Genomic DNA, 15,690 nt, shown 5'->3' with positions numbered 1-15,690 from the left:
TCCCCGCGGGCGGGGGCCGGGTGCGGGCCCCGACCCACCCCCCCCCCCCGGGGGGGGGGGGGGGGGCCCCCCCCGCCCCCCCCGCGGACGGTGAACCGCTCGCTCACGCGAGGGCACCCGAAACGGTCACGAACGAGTGCGCCGGAAGGTGCACGCGCAGCGTCGAACCCTCGAGCTTGACGCCCTCGTGCGCGCGCGGCGCGACGGCCTCGAGCTGCTCAGGCGTGTTGTGTGCCTGCAGCGTGTCGGCGGTGAGGATGAGCGACTCGAACTCGCTCAGGCCGCCGCCGCGCAGGTCGATCTCGACGTCCTGACCCTCGCTGGCATCCAGGTTGGACAGCGAGACGAGCAGGCGGCCGTCCTTGCGGGAGGCCGAGACCGAGACCATCGGCAGCTCCTTGCCGTCGACCTCGCGGGTCGGGATGCCCTTCGGGGCGTCCACGCGCAGCGACGCGGCGTCCTGGTGGCCCTTGTTCATCTGGAACACGTGGTAGGTCGGGGTGAGCACCAGCGCGCCCGTGTCGGGGTCGGTGAGGATCATCGCCTGCAGCACGTTCACCGTCTGCGCGATGTTCGCCATGATGAGGCGGTCGGCGTGCTTGTGGAAGATGTCGAAGTGGAGGCTCGCGACGAGCGCGTCGCGCATCGTGTTCTGCTGGTACAGGAACCCGGGGTTGGTGCCGGGCTCGACGTTCCACCAGGTGCCCCACTCGTCCATCACGATCCCGATCTCCTTGGTCGGGTCGTACAGGTCCATGACGTTCGAGTGGCCGGTCAGCAGCTCGTCGGTGCGGTTGGCCTTGAGCATCGTCGTGTAGTACTCGTCGTCGGTGAAGACGGTGGCGTCGCCCTTGTCGTCCCAGGTGCCCGCGATCGTGTAGTAGTGCACGGAGACGGCGTTGTAGAGCTTGCGCTCGACGCGCTGGCAGCCGATGTGGCTCAGCTGCTCCATGAGCGTCTTGGTCCACGAGTAGTTGAAGTCGGCGGCGCCGGCGGCGATGCGGTAGAGCTTGTTGTCGCCGTAGTCGCGGCAGTAGGTGGCGTACTTGCGGGCGTCCATCGCGTACTGCTCGGCGGTCATGTTGCCGCCGCAGCCCCAGGTCTCGTTGCCGAGACCCCAGAACCTGACCTTCCAGGGCTCTTCGCGGCCGTTCTGCTTGCGCAGGCGCGCCATCGGGGAGTCGCCGTCGCGGGTGATGTACTCGACCCACTCGCTCATCTCGCGGACGGTGCCGGAGCCGACGTTGCCGGAGATGTACGGCTCGGTCTCGAGCATCTCGCACAGGTCCATGAACTCGTGAGTGCCGAAGTGGTTGTTCTCCTCGACCCCGCCCCAGTGGGTGTTGATCATGACGGCGCGGTCCTCCTTGGGGCCGATGCCGTCCATCCAGTGGTACTCGTCGGCGAAGCAGCCGCCGGGCCAGCGCAGGTTGGGGATGTCGAGGTTGCGGAGGGCTTCGACCACGTCGAGGCGGATGCCGCGCTCGTTCGGGATGTCGGAGTTCTCGCCGACGTAGAACCCGCCGTAGATGCAGCGGCCGAGGTGTTCGGCGAAGTGGCCGTACACGTGCTTGCTGATCTGGGGGCCTTCGATGTCGACGTTGATGACGGCTGAGACGGCGTCGTTGCTCATGAGGGAGCCTTCCTGGCGGTCGAGCTGGTGGTGCGAACGATCTTTATCGGTAAAGCGCGGTTCACTCTACCCGGTCGCACACCCGCCGTGTCAAGCCCGATGCGCACGCGGACCCGATGCGTCCCGAGCTATGAGCATCACCCGGTACCCGTGGACACGGACAGGGTTCCCGTGATTCCATGCGGCATGGCCGAAAGCACCCGCAAGCTCGTCGAACTCAACCACCCCATCACCGAGGGCATGACCACCTACCCGGGCATGCCCGGGCCCGCCATCACCCCGTACCTGACCTGGGAGGAATCCAAGTCCCACTACGAGGAGGGCACCGAGTTCTCGATCGGCCGCATCGAGATGATCGCCAACACCGGCACCTACCTCGACACCCCCAGCCACCGCTACCGCGACGGCTACGACCTGGCCGGGCTCGACCTCGCCAAAGTCGCCGACGTCCCGGCCACCGTGATCAACCTCAGCGGCGCCGAGACCCGCGCGATCGGCCCCGAAGCGCTCGCGGCCCACGTCGTCGGCGGCACCGCCGTCCTCCTGCGCACCGACTGGTCCCGCCACTGGGGCACCGATGCCTACTTGGACACCGCATCGGCCCCGTTCCTCTCCGCGGAGGGCGCCCAGTACCTGGTCGAAGCGGGCGCGGTCCTCGTCGGGATCGACAGCGTCAACATCGACGACGCCTCCGGCGCCGGACCCCGCCCCGCCCACACGACCCTCCTCGGCGCCGGCATCCCCATCCTCGAACATCTCACCGGCCTGGAACGGCTCCCCGTGACCGGCGCGCGCCTCCACGCGGCCCCGCCCCGCATCGTCGGCTTCGGCACCTTCCCCACCCGCGCCTACGCCGTCATCGAGTCCTAAGTCCCCGAGAGGACCGCCCCTCATGAACGCCCTCATGGAATTCCTGTACCTCCCGCTGTTCACGATCGCCGGGGTCCCGACCACCCTCGCCGAAGGCCTCGCCTTCGTCACGGGAGCGCTGTGCGTGTGGCTCGTCGCCCACCAGCACATCGCCAACTGGGGCATCGGCATCGCCAACTGCCTGCTGTTCATCCTGATCTTCACCGACAGCGGCCTCTACGCCGACGCCGGACTCCAGGTCGTGTTCATCGCCCTCGGCGTCTACGGCTGGTGGAACTGGGTGCGAGGCGGCGGACCCGCCGACACCCTCCCGGTGAGCCGCACCGGACACACGGAGTGGATCGCCCTCACCGGCGCCGGAATGGTCGGGCTCGCGGGGATAGCGCTGCTCCTGACCGCCGCGACCGATTCGGACGTGCCCCTCTGGGACGCCCTCACCACCGTGCTCTCGCTCCTCGCCACCTACGGGCAGTGCCGGAAGCGGGTCGAATCCTGGTACCTGTGGATCGCGGCCGACATCATCTACGTACCGCTCTATGCGTACAAAGGCCTCTACCTCACATCGATCCTCTACATCGGATTCATGGCGCTGTGCGTCACGGGCCTGCTCAGCTGGAAGAAAGACCTTGCCGCGCAAGCCGAACCGGTGGAGGCCGCCGCATGACCCGACCCGAGCACGGCCTGGTCCTCGGCAAGTTCTACCCGCCGCACGCCGGCCACCACCACCTGATCCGCACCGCCGAGGCCGGGTGCGAGCGCCTCACCGTGCTCGTGTCCCACGCGACGGTCGAGTCCATCCCGATGGCCACCCGCGTCGCCTGGCTCCAGGAGGCCCACCCGAACGCGCGGGTCATCGGCACCGTCGACGACGTCCACATGGACCTGGGCGACGAGGCGATCTGGCAGGCCCACGTCGACATCTTCAAAGCGGCGGTGCCCGAACGGATCGACGCGCTCTTCACCTCCGAGTCCTACGGACCGGAATTGGCCCGGCGCCTCGGCGCCGTCCACATCGAAGTGGACCAGGACCGCGGAGCCTTCCCCATCTCCGGCACGAAAGTTCGCGCCGACCCGGCAGGCAGCTGGGACTACCTCGAAGGACCGGTCAGAGCCGGTCTCGCCCTCCGCGTCGTGGCCCTGGGCGCCGAGTCCACCGGCACGACCACCCTCGCCGAGGCGCTGGCCGGGCACTACCGCGAGCGCGGCGGCGTCTGGTCGCGGACGCGGTGCGTGGGGGAGTACGGCCGCGACTTCAGCGAGGAGAAGCTGCGGGCCGTGCAGGCCGCGAATCCGGCGGCGACCTGGCAGGACGTCCGCTTCGAGACGGAGGACTTCCCGCTTGTCGCCCGGCGCCAGAACGAACGCGAGGAGCAGGCCGCGCGCACCGGCGGCCCGGTCCTGTTCTGCGACACCGACGCGTTCGCGACAACCGTCTGGCACGAGCGCTATCTGGGCGGACGCAACCGCGAGGTCGAGGCGCTCGCGGACGCCCTCGCCCACGACCTCTACCTGCTCACCGACCACGAGGGCGTCCCGTTCGAGGACGACGGCCTCCGCTCCGACGAGCACCTGCGGCCGTGGATGACCGCCCGCTTCGAGGCCGAACTCGACCGCACGGGCCGCCGCTGGGTCAAACTCCAAGGCCCGCATGAGCAACGCCTCAAGCAGGCGGTCGAAGCGGTCGACGCTCTGATCGAGGACGGGTGGCACTTCGCGCAGCCGCTCCCCGAATACCGCTGACGGGCGCACGAACCCTCGGACGGCGAACGGCCCGGGTGCGAAAGCGCCCGGGCCGCCGTCCTTGCCGATAGACCCCGCCGCTAGACCTCGATGTGGGAGCCGACGATGACCGTGCGGTCCCTCGGGAGCTGGAAGTGCTCCGCCGCGTCCGAGGTGATGTGGGAGGTGGCGATGAACAGGTGCTTGCGCCAGGTCGCCATCGTGGGTTCGGTCCCGGCCTTCAGCTGGATCGTGGAGAGGAAGTAGACCGCCTTGTCCAGGCGCAGCTTCCGCCCTTCCGACTGCTCCGGTCGCACGAGTCGCAGCGCCCGCGGCACGTCGGGCGTCTCGGCGTAGCCGAAACGGGCCGTCACGTGGATGACCGAGTCCTCGCAGTGGCCCAGGTCGTCGACGATGATCCGCTCCTCGTCGGGCACCCGCGGCACCGGCTCGGTCTGGACCGAGAGCACGACGGTCTGCGCGTACCGGGCGTGATTGAGTTCCAAGGCGGCCCGCAGCGCCAGCGGCGCGGAGTCCTTGCCGCGACCGAGGAACACGCCCGTGCCGGGCACCTGGGCTGCCTTCGGCTCGCCGCGGCGCATCTTGTCGACGAACTCGCGAAGCGGCCCCTCGCGCCGTTCGCGCTCGGCCGAGACGACCTCGCGCCCGCGCTGCCAGGTGATCATCACGGTGAACGCGGTGACGCCGATGAGCAGTGGCAGCCACGCGCCGTGGATGATCTTGGTGCTGCTCGCAGCCAGGAACAGCACGTTGATCGCCAGCAGGAGGCCGCCACCGACGGCCAGGAGCCATCGCGGCGCACCCCAGCGGTTGCGCGCGATGTACAGGAACAGGATCGTGACGATGACGATCGTGCCGATCACGGCCATGCCGTAGGCGAACGCCAGCGACTCCGAGGTGCGGAAGGCGAACACCAGCGTCAGGACCGAGACCATGAGCAGCCAGTTGATCCACGGCACGTAGATCTGGCCGAAGTGGTGCTCGGAGGTGTGGGCGATGCGCAGCCGCGGCAGGTAACCCAGCTCGGAGGCTTGGGCGGCGACCGAGAAGGCGCCGCTGATGACGGCCTGGGAGGCGATCACGGTCGCGGCGCCGGTCAGGACCAGCAGCGGGATCCGCGCCCACTCGGGCGCGAGGAGGAAGAACGAGCCGGCGATGTTGGCGGTGTCCTCCAGGATGAGCGCGCCCTGGCCCATGTAGTTGAGCAGGAGCGCGGGGAAGACGATGAACAGCCAGGCGCGCGAGATGGGCTTGCGCCCGAAGTGCCCCATGTCGGCGTAGAGGGCCTCGGCCCCGGTGAAGGTCAGGATGACCGCCGCGAGTGCGAAGAACGCGATGCTGAAGTGGCCGAAGAGGAAGTCGATCGCGTACAGGGGGGAGAGGGCCCGGAGGATCTCGGGGTTGCGGGCGATGCCGCCGATGCCCAGCACCGCGAGCGTCGAGAACCACACGATCATGATGGGGCCGAACCAGCGGCCGATGACCGCGGTGCCCTTGCGCTGGAACGCGAACAGCATCACGATGATGACCACGGTGACGGGGATGATGAACGTCTCGAGATCGGGGTTGACGGTCTTGAGGCCCTCGACCGCCGAGAGCACCGAGATAGCGGGGGTGATCATGCTGTCGCCGAGGAAGAGCGCGGCGCCGAAGATGCCGAGGGCGGCGAGGATGAGGCCGGCCTTGCGGCCGCGGCCCTGGCTGTGGCGGCGGATCAGCGTGATGAGGGCCATGATGCCGCCCTCGCCATCGTTGTCGGCCCGCATCGCGAGCGAGACGTAGAAGACCGTCACGATGAGCACGAGCGACCAGAAGATCAGCGAGATGACGCCGTAGACGTTCGCGATGTTCGTCGGCACCGGGTGGGGGTCGGCGGGGTTGAAGATCGTCTGGAGGGCGTAGATGGGGCTGGTGCCGATGTCGCCGTAGACGACACCGAGGGCGCCTACGAGGAGGGCGAGCTTCGCAGTGCCGCCGGCTGAGGCTCTTCTCAGGCCTTCCGGCAGGGGCGCTATGTCCGGATCGGCTAGGCCTTCAGTACTTTGAGCGGTCACGGGTGTGCTCCTTTCCGCAGCAGGATGCTAGTCGCTGGAAAGGGTCGAAAACGGGATCGTGATGGCTACTCGCGAATTCATACGTTTTCTTGACGGCGATCCCGCCGCTGCATACGCCATCTTGACGGCCCGACTGAAAATCGGAAATCGACATGTATCGATGCTTGACCCGGTGTCGGGAGCGGTGTCATAATTTGCGCGGATGTTAGCGCGCCCATCCACCTGCTCCCTCGCACGTGCGACGCCGCACGAGATAGGCCGGCCCTCATGAAAGCCGCATCCGCCGTCCACTCCCCGCCCCTTCGGGGGCGCTCCCTGCTCCGCCTCATGATCGGCGCGCTGGCCGCGCTGGTCCTCGTCCCCGTCGTCGCCCTCTCCGGCGCGACGCCCGCCGCCGCGAACACCAGCGCCTTCCGGGGCTTCAACTGGGCCATGCTGGGGGACAACTTCAACACCGGCCCGCTCGTCCTCGACGGACTGAGCCAGTCCGACAGCTACGACACCGTTCGCGCCAAGGCCGACGCCGCCTACAGCGACATGGAAACCCTCATGGGCGCCAACACGATCCGGCTGCCCGTCAACACCCACACCGTCGGCACCGCCTGGTGGAACGCCTACTCCGGGGCGATCGACGCCGCCACCGCCCGCGGCTTCAAGGTCATCCTCGCCTACTGGGAGGACGGCGCCGCCTCAGGCGGCCGCATCACCAACATGGCCGCGTTCAACACCATGTGGAACACCGTGGTCGCCAAGTACGGCTCCAACAGCCTCGTCCACTTCGAACCGATGAACGAGCCCCACGGCTACAGCGCGACCGAATGGGCGAACGTGGCCGCCGCCTGGATCAGCGCCCGTCCCTCGGTTCCCAAGGGCCGCATCCTCATCGACGGCGCCGGATACGCCCAGGACGTCAAGCCCCTGTGCGCTGACAGCCGCCTCAACGGCACGCTCCTCTCCTACCACCACTACGCCTTCTTCTACGGCGAGCACGACTACAACTGGTGGGTCCAGAGCTTCAAGGACGGGGTCGGGAACTGCGCCTCCCGCGCCGTGCTCACCGAGTACGGCTCCCCGATGGACAACGGCCTCAACTACGCCGACCCGGCGAGCACCCAGAACTTCGTCCGCTACCTGCGCGCCGTCACCGACGCCCAGCGCCAACTCGGCATGGGCTCGACCTACTGGCCCGCCCTCGGCGGCAAGCTCACCGGCACTTCAGGCTACGACTGGTACTCCATGTTCGCCAAGAGCGGCAGCGGCACCGACCTCAACCTGACCATCCGCAACCGCTCGGGCGCCGACCGCATCCTGCACGGCTGGGGCCAAGGCACCGGCGGCCCGCAGGTCACCGACATCGTCAGCCGCGTCTCCGGCAAATGCGTCGACGTGGTGAGCGGCTCCACCGCCGACGGCGCCGAGATCATCCAGTACGACTGCCACGGCCGGGTCAACCAGCAGTGGGAACTGCGCGACGCGGGCGGCGGCTACGTCCAACTCGTCTCGCAGGCCTCGGGCAAGTGCATCGACATCAGCGGCGCCTCCACCGCCAACAACGCCCGCGCGATCCAATGGACCTGCGGCAGCGGCACCAACCAGCAATGGCAGGTGCGCGACGCCGGCGGCGGCTACGTCCAACTCGTCGCCCGACACTCCGGCAAATGCCTCGACGTCATCGGCTCCGGCACCGCCAACGGCGTCCGCCTCCAGCAGTACGACTGCAACGCCGGCACCAACCAGCACTGGACCCTCTAGGGCCCGCCGATGCTCTCCTGAGGGGCGGTCGGGGCGAGCGATCGCCCCGACCGCTGACGGCTAGGCCCCGAGGTAGTCCTGGGCGCTGTCGAGGTGGCCCTGCATCTGCTCCTGCCAGGCGACGAGCTCCGTCTCGATCGGCTGGTACTGCTCGACGATCATCGCGGCCCAGCCCTCTTCGATGGCTTCGCGCAGGCCGCTCTCCTGGCCGCAGGCGGCGAAGTCCGACGCCATGGCGCGTTCGAGTTCCAGCACGTCCATGAAGTCGCCCGGGGTCTCCTCAGGCCCTTCGGGAACCTCGCCGCCCTCTTCGCCGGCGTCGAAATTGGCCGGGTCGTACAGCGGCCCGAAGTACTCCCAGAGCGGCGGGTAGAACTCGTCGCCGAGTTCCCAGCCCTCGTATCCGGCATCGATGAGGCAGCTCTCGAACGCGTCCTCCTCGTCGCCGAGCCGGGCGACGAGCTCGCCGGTGCCCTCGAACTCCTCGAGCGTGAACACCGGGCTCGGCTCGTGGGCCATCGGGATGCTCTCCTCCCCGTCCTCGCCTTCGACCATGTACGGCTCGCCGTACATGGTCTCGACCATCTTCAGCCAGCAGCCTCCCGGAGGCGCCGAGACGTCCATCTCGACCTTCACACCGTCGTTCAGCGCGGGCGACCCCCAGTAGGCCTCTAGCCATTCGGCCTCGTACTCCTGGCCCTGCGCGTCCCATTCGCTGGAGTCGGGCTCGCCGCCCTCCCCCCCTCGGGAATGCCGAAAGCGGTCCTGGCCTCGGGGGTCAGCAGCTCCTCGGCCAGGTCCTCGTTGCCCGGGTTGAACACGAAGTCGGCCCAGAGGCCGAAACCCCACTGCTCGGCGGCCTCGGGAGTCGGCACGGCCTTGATCGGCGCGTCGGTGAGGTAGCCCGCCGCTCCGCCTCGGCGACGGCGTCGGGTCCGGGTTCGACGCCGCCGGCGAAGGGCTCGTCTTCAGCGGTGCAGGCGCCGACCGCGGGCAGGACGCAGGCGGCGGCGAGCGCGGTGAGGGCGCGGCCAGGTTCGAATCGCACTTGGCGTGTTCCTTTCGGCGGGGTGGGATACGCCTCATACGCGCGCCAAGCCGAGGCCGTTGCCCGCGCCGAACGGCCGGTTCGGTGTGAGCAGTGCCTCCCCTGGATCGGAATAGTCCTCGGCCCCGGGTCGTTAAGGTAGATGCAAACGCATGAAGATCGCACCGCCGCGGCGGGGAGAGCAGGGAATACAATGCAGTTCGGTGTCTTCTCAGTCAGTGACATCACGCGCGACCCGGTCTCGGGGGAGACTCCGACCGAGGCCGAGCGGATCGACGGCATCCTCAAGATCGCCGTCAAAGCCGAAGAGGTCGGCCTCGACGTCTTCGCCATCGGCGAGCACCACAACCCGCCGTTCTTCTCCTCCTCGCCCACGACGCTGCTCTCGCACATCTCGGCGCTCACCGAGCGGCTGATCGTCTCCACCGCGACGACCCTGATCACCACCAACGACCCGGTGCGCATCGCCGAGGAGTACGCGATGCTCCAGCACCTCTCCAAGGGACGCATGGACCTCATGCTCGGCCGCGGCAACACCGCCCCGGTCTACCCCTGGTTCGGCCAGGACATCCGCCAAGGCCTGCCGCTCGCACTCGAGCACTACAACCTGCTGCACCGCCTGTGGCGCGAGGACGTCGTGGACTGGGAGGGCGAGTTCCGCACCCCGCTCCAGGGCTTCACCTCCACGCCCCGGCCGCTCGACGACGTGGCGCCGTTCGTGTGGCACGGCTCGATCCGCACGCCCGAGATCGCCGAGCAGGCCGCGTTCTACGGCAACGGCTACTTCGCCAACCACATCTTCTGGCCCACCTCGCACTCCAAGCGCCTCGTCGACTTCTACCGGCAGCGCTTCGAGCACTACGGCCACGGCACGCGCAAGCAGGCGATCGTGGGCCTCGGCGGGCACGCGTACATCGCGAAGCGCTCGCAGGACGCGGTGGACGAGTTCCGCCCGTACTTCAACGAGGCCCCGGTGTACGGCCACGGCCCGTCCCTGGAGGAGTTCACGAAGGGCACGCCGCTCTCGGTCGGCAGCCCGCAGGAGGTCATCGACAAGACCCTGACCTTCCACGACGCGTTCGGCGACTACCAGCGGCAGATGTTCCTCATCGACCACGCCGGGATGCCGCTCAAGATGGTGCTCAACCAGCTCGACCTCCTCGGTGAAGAGGTCGTCCCGGTGCTGCGCAAGGAGCTCGCCGCCCGTCGCGACCCGGAGTCGGCCGGCGCGCCGACGCACGCCGGGCTCGTGCAGGCGAAGTACGGCGACGCCCCGGCCCGCCAGCCGCGCCCGAACGCCAACCGCGGGGACAACACCGCCGGCGACATGCCGTACCAGGACGACGAGAGCTGAAAGGGGGCGACCATGACACGCAGCAGGAGCCGCCGCGCGAACGAGGCGTGGGAGTCGCTGCTCACCGCCCACGCCTCGCTCATGAAGCGGTTCGCCGCCGAGCCGATCTGGGGCGAGCTGTCGATGCGCGAGTACGACGTCCTCTACACCCTGTCCAAACACGATGAACCGCTGCGGCTCTTCGAACTGGGGCGCGGCGTGCTGCTCAGCCAGCCCGCCCTGTCCCGGCTCGTCGACCGCCTCGCCGAGCGCGGCCTGCTCGAACGCATCCCCGACCCCGAGGACGGGCGCGGCGTCAGGCTCGCCCTCACCGAGGCCGGCCGCGAGCGGCAGCGCCGCGTCGGCGGCCGCCACGCGGTCGGCGTCGCCCGCGCCGTCACCGCCGCCCTCACCGACGAGGAGATGGCCCAACTCGAGGCCATCGGCCGCAAACTCGCCGCCCAAGGCGCGGCGACCCCAGCACAGCGCAACCGGCAGGAGGCCGTCCTGTGACCGTTCAGCAGCGCCGATCCGAAGGCGCCCAACCGTTCCGATTGGTCGTCGTCAGCGGCGGCACCAGCGACCCGTCATCCACGCGGATGCTCGCCGACCGCATCGCCGACCGCGTGCGCACCCTCGCCGAGGACCGCGAGGAGAAGGTCGCGACCGACGTCATCGACCTCCGCGAACTCGCCACCGAGATCTCGACCGCGCTCGTCTCGCAGCTCATGGGCCCCAAGATGACCCGCGCGATCGAGCTGCTCGGCCGCGCCGACGCGATCGTCGCCAGCGCCCCGGTCTACAAGGCCGCGCCGAGCGGCCTGTTCAGCTCGTTCTTCCACGTCCTCGACAACGACCTGCTCATCGCCAGACCGGTGGTGCTCGCCGCGACCGCGGGAACGGCACGGCACGCCCTCGTGGTGGACGACCAGATGCGTTCCCTGTTCGCGTACCTGCGCACGATGACGGTGCCGACCTCGGTCTTCGCCGCCACCGAGGACTGGAACTCGAAGGAGCTGGGGGAGCGGATCACGCGCGCCGCGATCGAAGTGCTCCTGCTCATGGAGTCCGGTTTCGCGGAGAAGGTCCGCAGCGAGTCCTGGAAGAGCTACCAGCACGAATACGGCAGCGCGGGTGGTACGGAGCTCGAGATCGACCTGAGCACCGACCTGATGCGCCTGGCGACGGGCGGCTCGGCCAAGCCCAACCGCAAGGCCTAGCGGACCCCGGTCGTGGCTCCCGACCCGTACTGTGGAAGGGAGCCGCGAACACTGGAGGGCGCGATGGGCGACGGCGATGGCGGCGACGCGATCGACTACTCGGCCGCGGAAATCCCGGTCGAATTCGGCACGGAGGTCGTGGTGTCGGCCGCGGGCGGCGGCGACGACACGTTCGAGGAGCTGATCGTCATCCCAGCGGACGTCGGTGGGGACTCGGGGCGACTCCCGTCAGAAGAAGAGGACCTCGTCGAACTCACCTGGGTCGAACCGGACACGCACTCGGGACCCTGAACCGGTCCGGCCTCGGCACCGATGAACGCGATTCGGGCCTCCCACGCAGTCATCACTGCGGATGATCCACAGGGAGAACGCGAGTGAGGCCCTTCAACGCAGCGACCGGACTGATTCCGGCCTAGACCGTGGTCGTCCTGGCGTAGCTGGAGTTCCAGCCGCCGTCGAGTTGCCAGACGAGTTTCCACCTGATCTGGTGGCCTTCGGTGAAGTTCTTGTTGCAGGCGGTCCATCCCTTCGCCTTGCCGAGGTTGTCGATGCAGTAGCCGTAGCGGCCGCTGTTGAGGTCCTCCCACTCGATCCAGACTTCGTGGCCGTTGGCTACGTTGTCCTTGACCCAGAAGACGTCACCGTTGGGTTGGAGGCATCCTTCGACATATGTCGTACTGATGCACGACTTGTAGTTGTCGTCGTTCCAGTCGACGTCCACGGCGTAGTCATTCTCGGTGGCGGCCGCGGCCGGGGAAGCGAGCCCGAGGACGACGCCCAGCGAGAGGGCGAGCGAGGCCAGGACCGCCGCAATGCGTTTGCGCATCAGAGCATTCCCTTTCAAGGTCGGTCGGCGCTCCTCGATCGAGGAGCATCTGATCAGCGGAAGCTATGCGCTCCAAAATGTTCGGGCGCGAATGTCCGAAGCAGATACTCCTTCGAGGCCTCGGAAGGTTGCCTCGTCTCGCCAAGTTTCGCGGGCCACGGGTGGTGCGCGGCGGCACCAAGGTCGCCGCGCACCACCTCAGGCCGCGCGGTACGCGGCCACCGCCGCGTCGGTGTCCTCGTTGACCAGCTCCATGTTGATCTGGGCCCCGGCCATCGCGCCCGCGGCGGCGGCGGCGCCGACCTGGGCCATGAGGTCGGTGACGTTGCCCGCGACCCAGACGCCGGGCACGTCAGTGCGGCCGAACGGGTCGGCCGGGACGTGCTCGCCCGCCCCTGAGGGATGCTCGACCGCGTTGAGCCCCAAGTCCTTCAGGAACCCGGCCCGCGCCTCCATCCGGGAGGCCGTGGCGAGCACGGTCCGCTTCACGAATTCGCCGCTCGCCAGCCGCACACCGGTGATGCGCCCGTCCTCGGACTCGATCCGCTCGATCGCGCCGTCGACGATCCGGGTGCCTCGCGCCTTCAGCTTCTCGATCTCCTCGGGCGGCAGGGCGAGCCGCTCGTTGGTGAAGACCACCAGATCCGCCGTCCACTGCCGGAACAGCAGCGCGCCGTGCATCGACATCGGGCCGGTCGCCACGATGCCGATCGGCTGGTCGCGGACCTCCCAGCCGTGGCAGTAGGGGCAGTGGACGACGCCCCTGCCCCATTGCTCGGCCAGGCCCGGGATCTCCGGGAGCCGGTCCGCCAGGCCCGTGGTGACGAGCAGCTTGCGGGCCTTGACCTCCCGGCCGTCCGCGAGTGCGACGGTGAAGCCTTCCGCGTTCGCCTTCGCGCTCGTGACGGCGCCGTCGACCACGTGGCCGCCGTACTGCCGCACCTCGCCGCGCCCGATCTCCAGCAGCTGCGAGGGCGGCATGCCCTCCCGCCCGAGCAGGCCGTGGACGCCCTCGGCGGGGGCGTTCCGCGGCTCGCCCGCGTCGATCACGGCCACGGACCGCCGCGCGCGGGCGAGCATGAGCGCCCCGTTCAGGCCCGCGGCCCCGCCGCCGATCACCACGACGTCGTACTGTTCCCTCAGTTCATCGGTCACTGCGACCACCTCCGAGGACGACCGTAAACCTGACCGCGCGAAACTGGCAAACCTTCTTGCCGTTATGGCAAACTCAAACCATGGACGACGACATGGACCAGGCGCTCGACGCGGTCGGCCCGCGCCTGCGCGCGCTCCGCAAAGAACGCGAGGCGACCCTCGCCGACCTCTCGGAGCAGACCGGGATCTCGGTGAGCACCCTTTCGCGGCTCGAATCCGGCTCCCGCAAGCCGACCCTGGAGCTCCTGCTGCCCTTGGCGAAAGCCCACGGCGTGACCCTCGACGACCTGGTGGACGCCCCGCCCACCGGCGATCCGCGCGTCCACATGCGGCCGATCACCCGCCACGGCATGATCCACCTGCCGCTCACCCGCCGCCCCGGCGGCATCCAGGCCTACAAGATGATCATCCCCGCCGGCTCCCGCAAGGAACCCGACCTGAAGGTCCACGAAGGCTACGACTGGATGTACGTCCTCAACGGCAACCTGCGGGTGGTCCTCGGCGAGCACGACTTCGTGATGAAGCCCGGCGAGGCCGCCGAATTCGACACCCGCACCCCCCACTGGTTCGGCAGCGCGGACGACCAGCCCGTGGAGATCCTGAGCCTCTTCGGCAGCCAGGGCGAGCGTGCCCACCTGCGCGCGAAGCCCAAGTCCAAAGCCGACTGACCCGGACGCTCAGGCCGGCTCGTCGCCGTTCGAGGGCGACACCGGGGGAGCGGAGCCGAGGAGAGCGCCCAAGCGGTCCCCGAAGTCCTGCGGCAGCGGACCGTCGCAGTCCAGGCCGAGCTGCTGCGCGAGTTCGCGGGTGTGGAGCCGGACCGCGGCCTCGACCAGCCGCGCGTACCCGTCCGTCGCGCGGCGGATGCCGCGATGGGCCGCTATCCCGAGCAGCAACGCGATGACGCCCGACGGCCACCACGCGAATGCCACCAGCGTGTACAGGACCGTCCAAGCGCCGAGCTCCGACGCGCGGGTCACGGCGGTGCGGGCCGCGATGATCTCGGCCCGTTGATGATCGGGGAGCGTCAGCCACAGGTGCGGCCAGATCCTGTCGAGCTCGAGCCGGTGGTCGCGGCGCAGGCGTACGGCGACCGCGTGCATCCGGTCGCCGCTCCACGTGGGCCGGTCCGGCCGCTCCAACGCGATCGCCGTCCGGCCGCGCAGGACCGCCTGCCGCGCCTCCGGATCGTGGGGGCGACGGAGCGCCTTGGCGCGCGCGGCCGCCTCCCACAGGCTGCTGTACTCCTGATGCGCTGCGTCCCAACGAATACGGCGACGCGCGGTCCCGCGTTCCGCGACCACGCGCAACGGCGCGGGCCACGAGCGCCAGTCCGCCGCCAGGACCGCTCGCTCCACCGACGAGCCCAAGGCGCGGGCGGCGAGGCCTATCGCGGCCGCCGCCGCGAGCACCGCCGCGAACAGCACGACCTGACCGCCCACGGTGGATGCCGCAGGGTCCTTGGCGCGGGCGGAGATCCAGTCGATCAGCCGTGCTACGTCGAGTGCGTGGGCCTGGCCGAGGACACCGGCCGCGGCGCATGCGGCGACGAAGAGCGCGCCGCCCATCGCAAGGAGGCTCAGCCACCGGTCGGCGAGCTTGGTACTGAGGTCGGAGCCGAACCCTCCGAGCAGGTCGGTCATGGCCCGAGCGTCGTGCGTCGAAGGGGGCCGCCTGCGATATGGCAGAACCCGCTGCCGGTTCCGGGCCAGGCGAACCGGGCGCACGGCAGGTCTTCGCGGGGGCACAGGAGCACCGGTTCGCCCGCAGCGCCGTAGTCGATCCCCGCCAGGTACGACATCGAGGCGTCCCGCGTGTGGCCGAAGACCCCGACCGCGTCCTGCGCGCGGCGGAGCGCCCGGTGCACCGCCTCAAGGGGTTCGCTGGGATCCGTGCCCTCGCTCAAGGCGGCGAGGAGGCGACCGAGGTCCTGCAAGCCTCCGGCCGGGCCCCGTTCGAGAGTGCCGCGGATCTGTCCGATGTGCTCGCAGACTCGAGCGATGCCCTCGGCGATCTGATCCGCCGTCCGCCTGCCGTCGCGTGGCACTGGCCCTCTCCA

General features: G+C 69.3%; 17 protein-coding genes. 9 read left to right on the top strand and 8 right to left on the bottom strand.

Going from position 1 to position 15,690, the window contains the following annotated elements; translation table 11 throughout:
• Positions 1-103 precede the first annotated feature (103 nt).
• Positions 104-1,633, bottom strand: a complete 1,530-nt coding sequence (locus O1R50_RS07925) for an alpha-N-arabinofuranosidase (protein ID WP_270109388.1) — start codon at positions 1,631-1,633, stop codon at positions 104-106.
• A gap of 186 nt (positions 1,634-1,819) precedes the next feature.
• Between O1R50_RS07925 and O1R50_RS07920 the strand changes: the two genes are divergently transcribed.
• The 3 genes from O1R50_RS07920 to O1R50_RS07910 are packed head-to-tail and all read left to right on the top strand — an operon-like array spanning position 1,820 to position 4,243.
• Complete coding sequence (locus O1R50_RS07920; RefSeq protein WP_270109387.1) at positions 1,820-2,503, top strand: cyclase family protein; 684 nt, start codon at positions 1,820-1,822, stop codon at positions 2,501-2,503.
• Between the two features lie 22 nt (positions 2,504-2,525).
• Positions 2,526-3,167, top strand: coding sequence for a nicotinamide riboside transporter PnuC (pnuC, locus tag O1R50_RS07915; protein ID WP_270109386.1), 642 nt, complete (start codon positions 2,526-2,528; stop codon positions 3,165-3,167).
• Positions 3,164-4,243, top strand: a complete 1,080-nt coding sequence (locus O1R50_RS07910) for an AAA family ATPase (protein WP_270109385.1) — start codon at positions 3,164-3,166, stop codon at positions 4,241-4,243. Before pnuC ends, O1R50_RS07910 begins: the two co-directional genes overlap by 4 nt.
• Positions 4,244-4,323: 80 nt before the next feature.
• On the opposite strand, the gene O1R50_RS07905 is transcribed toward O1R50_RS07910, so the two are convergent.
• A complete protein-coding gene (locus tag O1R50_RS07905; protein WP_270109384.1) occupies positions 4,324-6,297 on the bottom strand; it encodes a potassium transporter Kup in 1,974 nt (657 codons plus the stop codon).
• 267 nt (positions 6,298-6,564) lie between these two features.
• Between O1R50_RS07905 and O1R50_RS07900 the strand changes: the two genes are divergently transcribed.
• Positions 6,565-8,049, top strand: coding sequence for an RICIN domain-containing protein (locus O1R50_RS07900; protein WP_270109383.1), 1,485 nt, complete (start codon positions 6,565-6,567; stop codon positions 8,047-8,049).
• 60 nt (positions 8,050-8,109) lie between these two features.
• Here O1R50_RS07900 and O1R50_RS07895 read toward each other — a convergent pair whose 3' ends face one another.
• Positions 8,110-8,685 carry a hypothetical protein gene (locus O1R50_RS07895; RefSeq protein ID WP_270109382.1) on the bottom strand — a complete coding sequence of 192 codons (576 nt, stop codon included), beginning with the start codon at positions 8,683-8,685 and terminating at the stop codon, positions 8,110-8,112.
• Between the two features lie 35 nt (positions 8,686-8,720).
• Positions 8,721-8,924: a hypothetical protein gene (locus O1R50_RS07890; RefSeq protein WP_270109381.1), complete on the bottom strand. Its 204-nt coding sequence runs from the start codon at positions 8,922-8,924 to the stop codon at positions 8,721-8,723.
• 366 nt (positions 8,925-9,290) lie between these two features.
• Here O1R50_RS07890 and O1R50_RS07885 point away from each other — a divergent pair, with 366 nt between their 5' ends.
• From O1R50_RS07885 to O1R50_RS07870, 4 genes are all read left to right on the top strand, one after another.
• The gene (locus O1R50_RS07885; RefSeq protein ID WP_270109380.1) at positions 9,291-10,451 is read left to right on the top strand and encodes an LLM class flavin-dependent oxidoreductase; all 1,161 of its coding nucleotides are present in this window, start codon (positions 9,291-9,293) and stop codon (positions 10,449-10,451) included.
• Between the two features lie 12 nt (positions 10,452-10,463).
• Positions 10,464-10,943, top strand: a complete 480-nt coding sequence (locus O1R50_RS07880; RefSeq protein WP_270109379.1) for a MarR family winged helix-turn-helix transcriptional regulator — start codon at positions 10,464-10,466, stop codon at positions 10,941-10,943.
• Positions 10,940-11,650, top strand: a complete 711-nt coding sequence (locus tag O1R50_RS07875) for a CE1759 family FMN reductase (RefSeq protein WP_270109378.1) — start codon at positions 10,940-10,942, stop codon at positions 11,648-11,650. Before O1R50_RS07880 ends, O1R50_RS07875 begins: the two co-directional genes overlap by 4 nt.
• Before the next feature lie 63 nt (positions 11,651-11,713).
• Positions 11,714-11,941, top strand: a complete 228-nt coding sequence (locus O1R50_RS07870; RefSeq protein WP_270109377.1) for a hypothetical protein — start codon at positions 11,714-11,716, stop codon at positions 11,939-11,941.
• A 121-nt stretch (positions 11,942-12,062) separates the two neighbouring features.
• Here the strand turns inward: O1R50_RS07870 and O1R50_RS07865 are convergent, their stop codons facing one another.
• Together O1R50_RS07865 and O1R50_RS07860 are read right to left on the bottom strand one after the other, a co-directional pair.
• A complete protein-coding gene (locus tag O1R50_RS07865) occupies positions 12,063-12,476 on the bottom strand; it encodes a hypothetical protein (protein ID WP_270109376.1) in 414 nt (137 codons plus the stop codon).
• Positions 12,477-12,674: 198 nt separating this feature from the next.
• Positions 12,675-13,640: an NAD(P)/FAD-dependent oxidoreductase gene (locus O1R50_RS07860; RefSeq protein WP_408612629.1), complete on the bottom strand. Its 966-nt coding sequence runs from the start codon at positions 13,638-13,640 to the stop codon at positions 12,675-12,677.
• A 71-nt stretch (positions 13,641-13,711) separates the two neighbouring features.
• Between O1R50_RS07860 and O1R50_RS07855 the strand changes: the two genes are divergently transcribed.
• Positions 13,712-14,299 carry a helix-turn-helix domain-containing protein gene (locus O1R50_RS07855; RefSeq protein WP_270109374.1) on the top strand — a complete coding sequence of 196 codons (588 nt, stop codon included), beginning with the start codon at positions 13,712-13,714 and terminating at the stop codon, positions 14,297-14,299.
• Between the two features lie 9 nt (positions 14,300-14,308).
• Here O1R50_RS07855 and O1R50_RS07850 read toward each other — a convergent pair whose 3' ends face one another.
• Positions 14,309-15,274 carry a hypothetical protein gene (locus O1R50_RS07850; RefSeq protein ID WP_270109373.1) on the bottom strand — a complete coding sequence of 322 codons (966 nt, stop codon included), beginning with the start codon at positions 15,272-15,274 and terminating at the stop codon, positions 14,309-14,311.
• Positions 15,271-15,678 (bottom strand): hypothetical protein, encoded by a 408-nt coding sequence (locus tag O1R50_RS07845; RefSeq protein WP_270109372.1) that lies wholly within the window; start codon positions 15,676-15,678, stop codon positions 15,271-15,273. Before O1R50_RS07845 ends, O1R50_RS07850 begins: the two co-directional genes overlap by 4 nt.
• Between the last annotated feature and the right edge of the window lie 12 nt (positions 15,679-15,690).

Source organism: Glycomyces luteolus (assembly GCF_027622875.1).
GTDB lineage: Bacteria > Actinomycetota > Actinomycetes > Mycobacteriales > Micromonosporaceae > Glycomyces > Glycomyces luteolus.
Note: the sequence above shows the minus strand (reverse complement) of the source record. Positions and strands in the feature narration are given on the sequence as shown.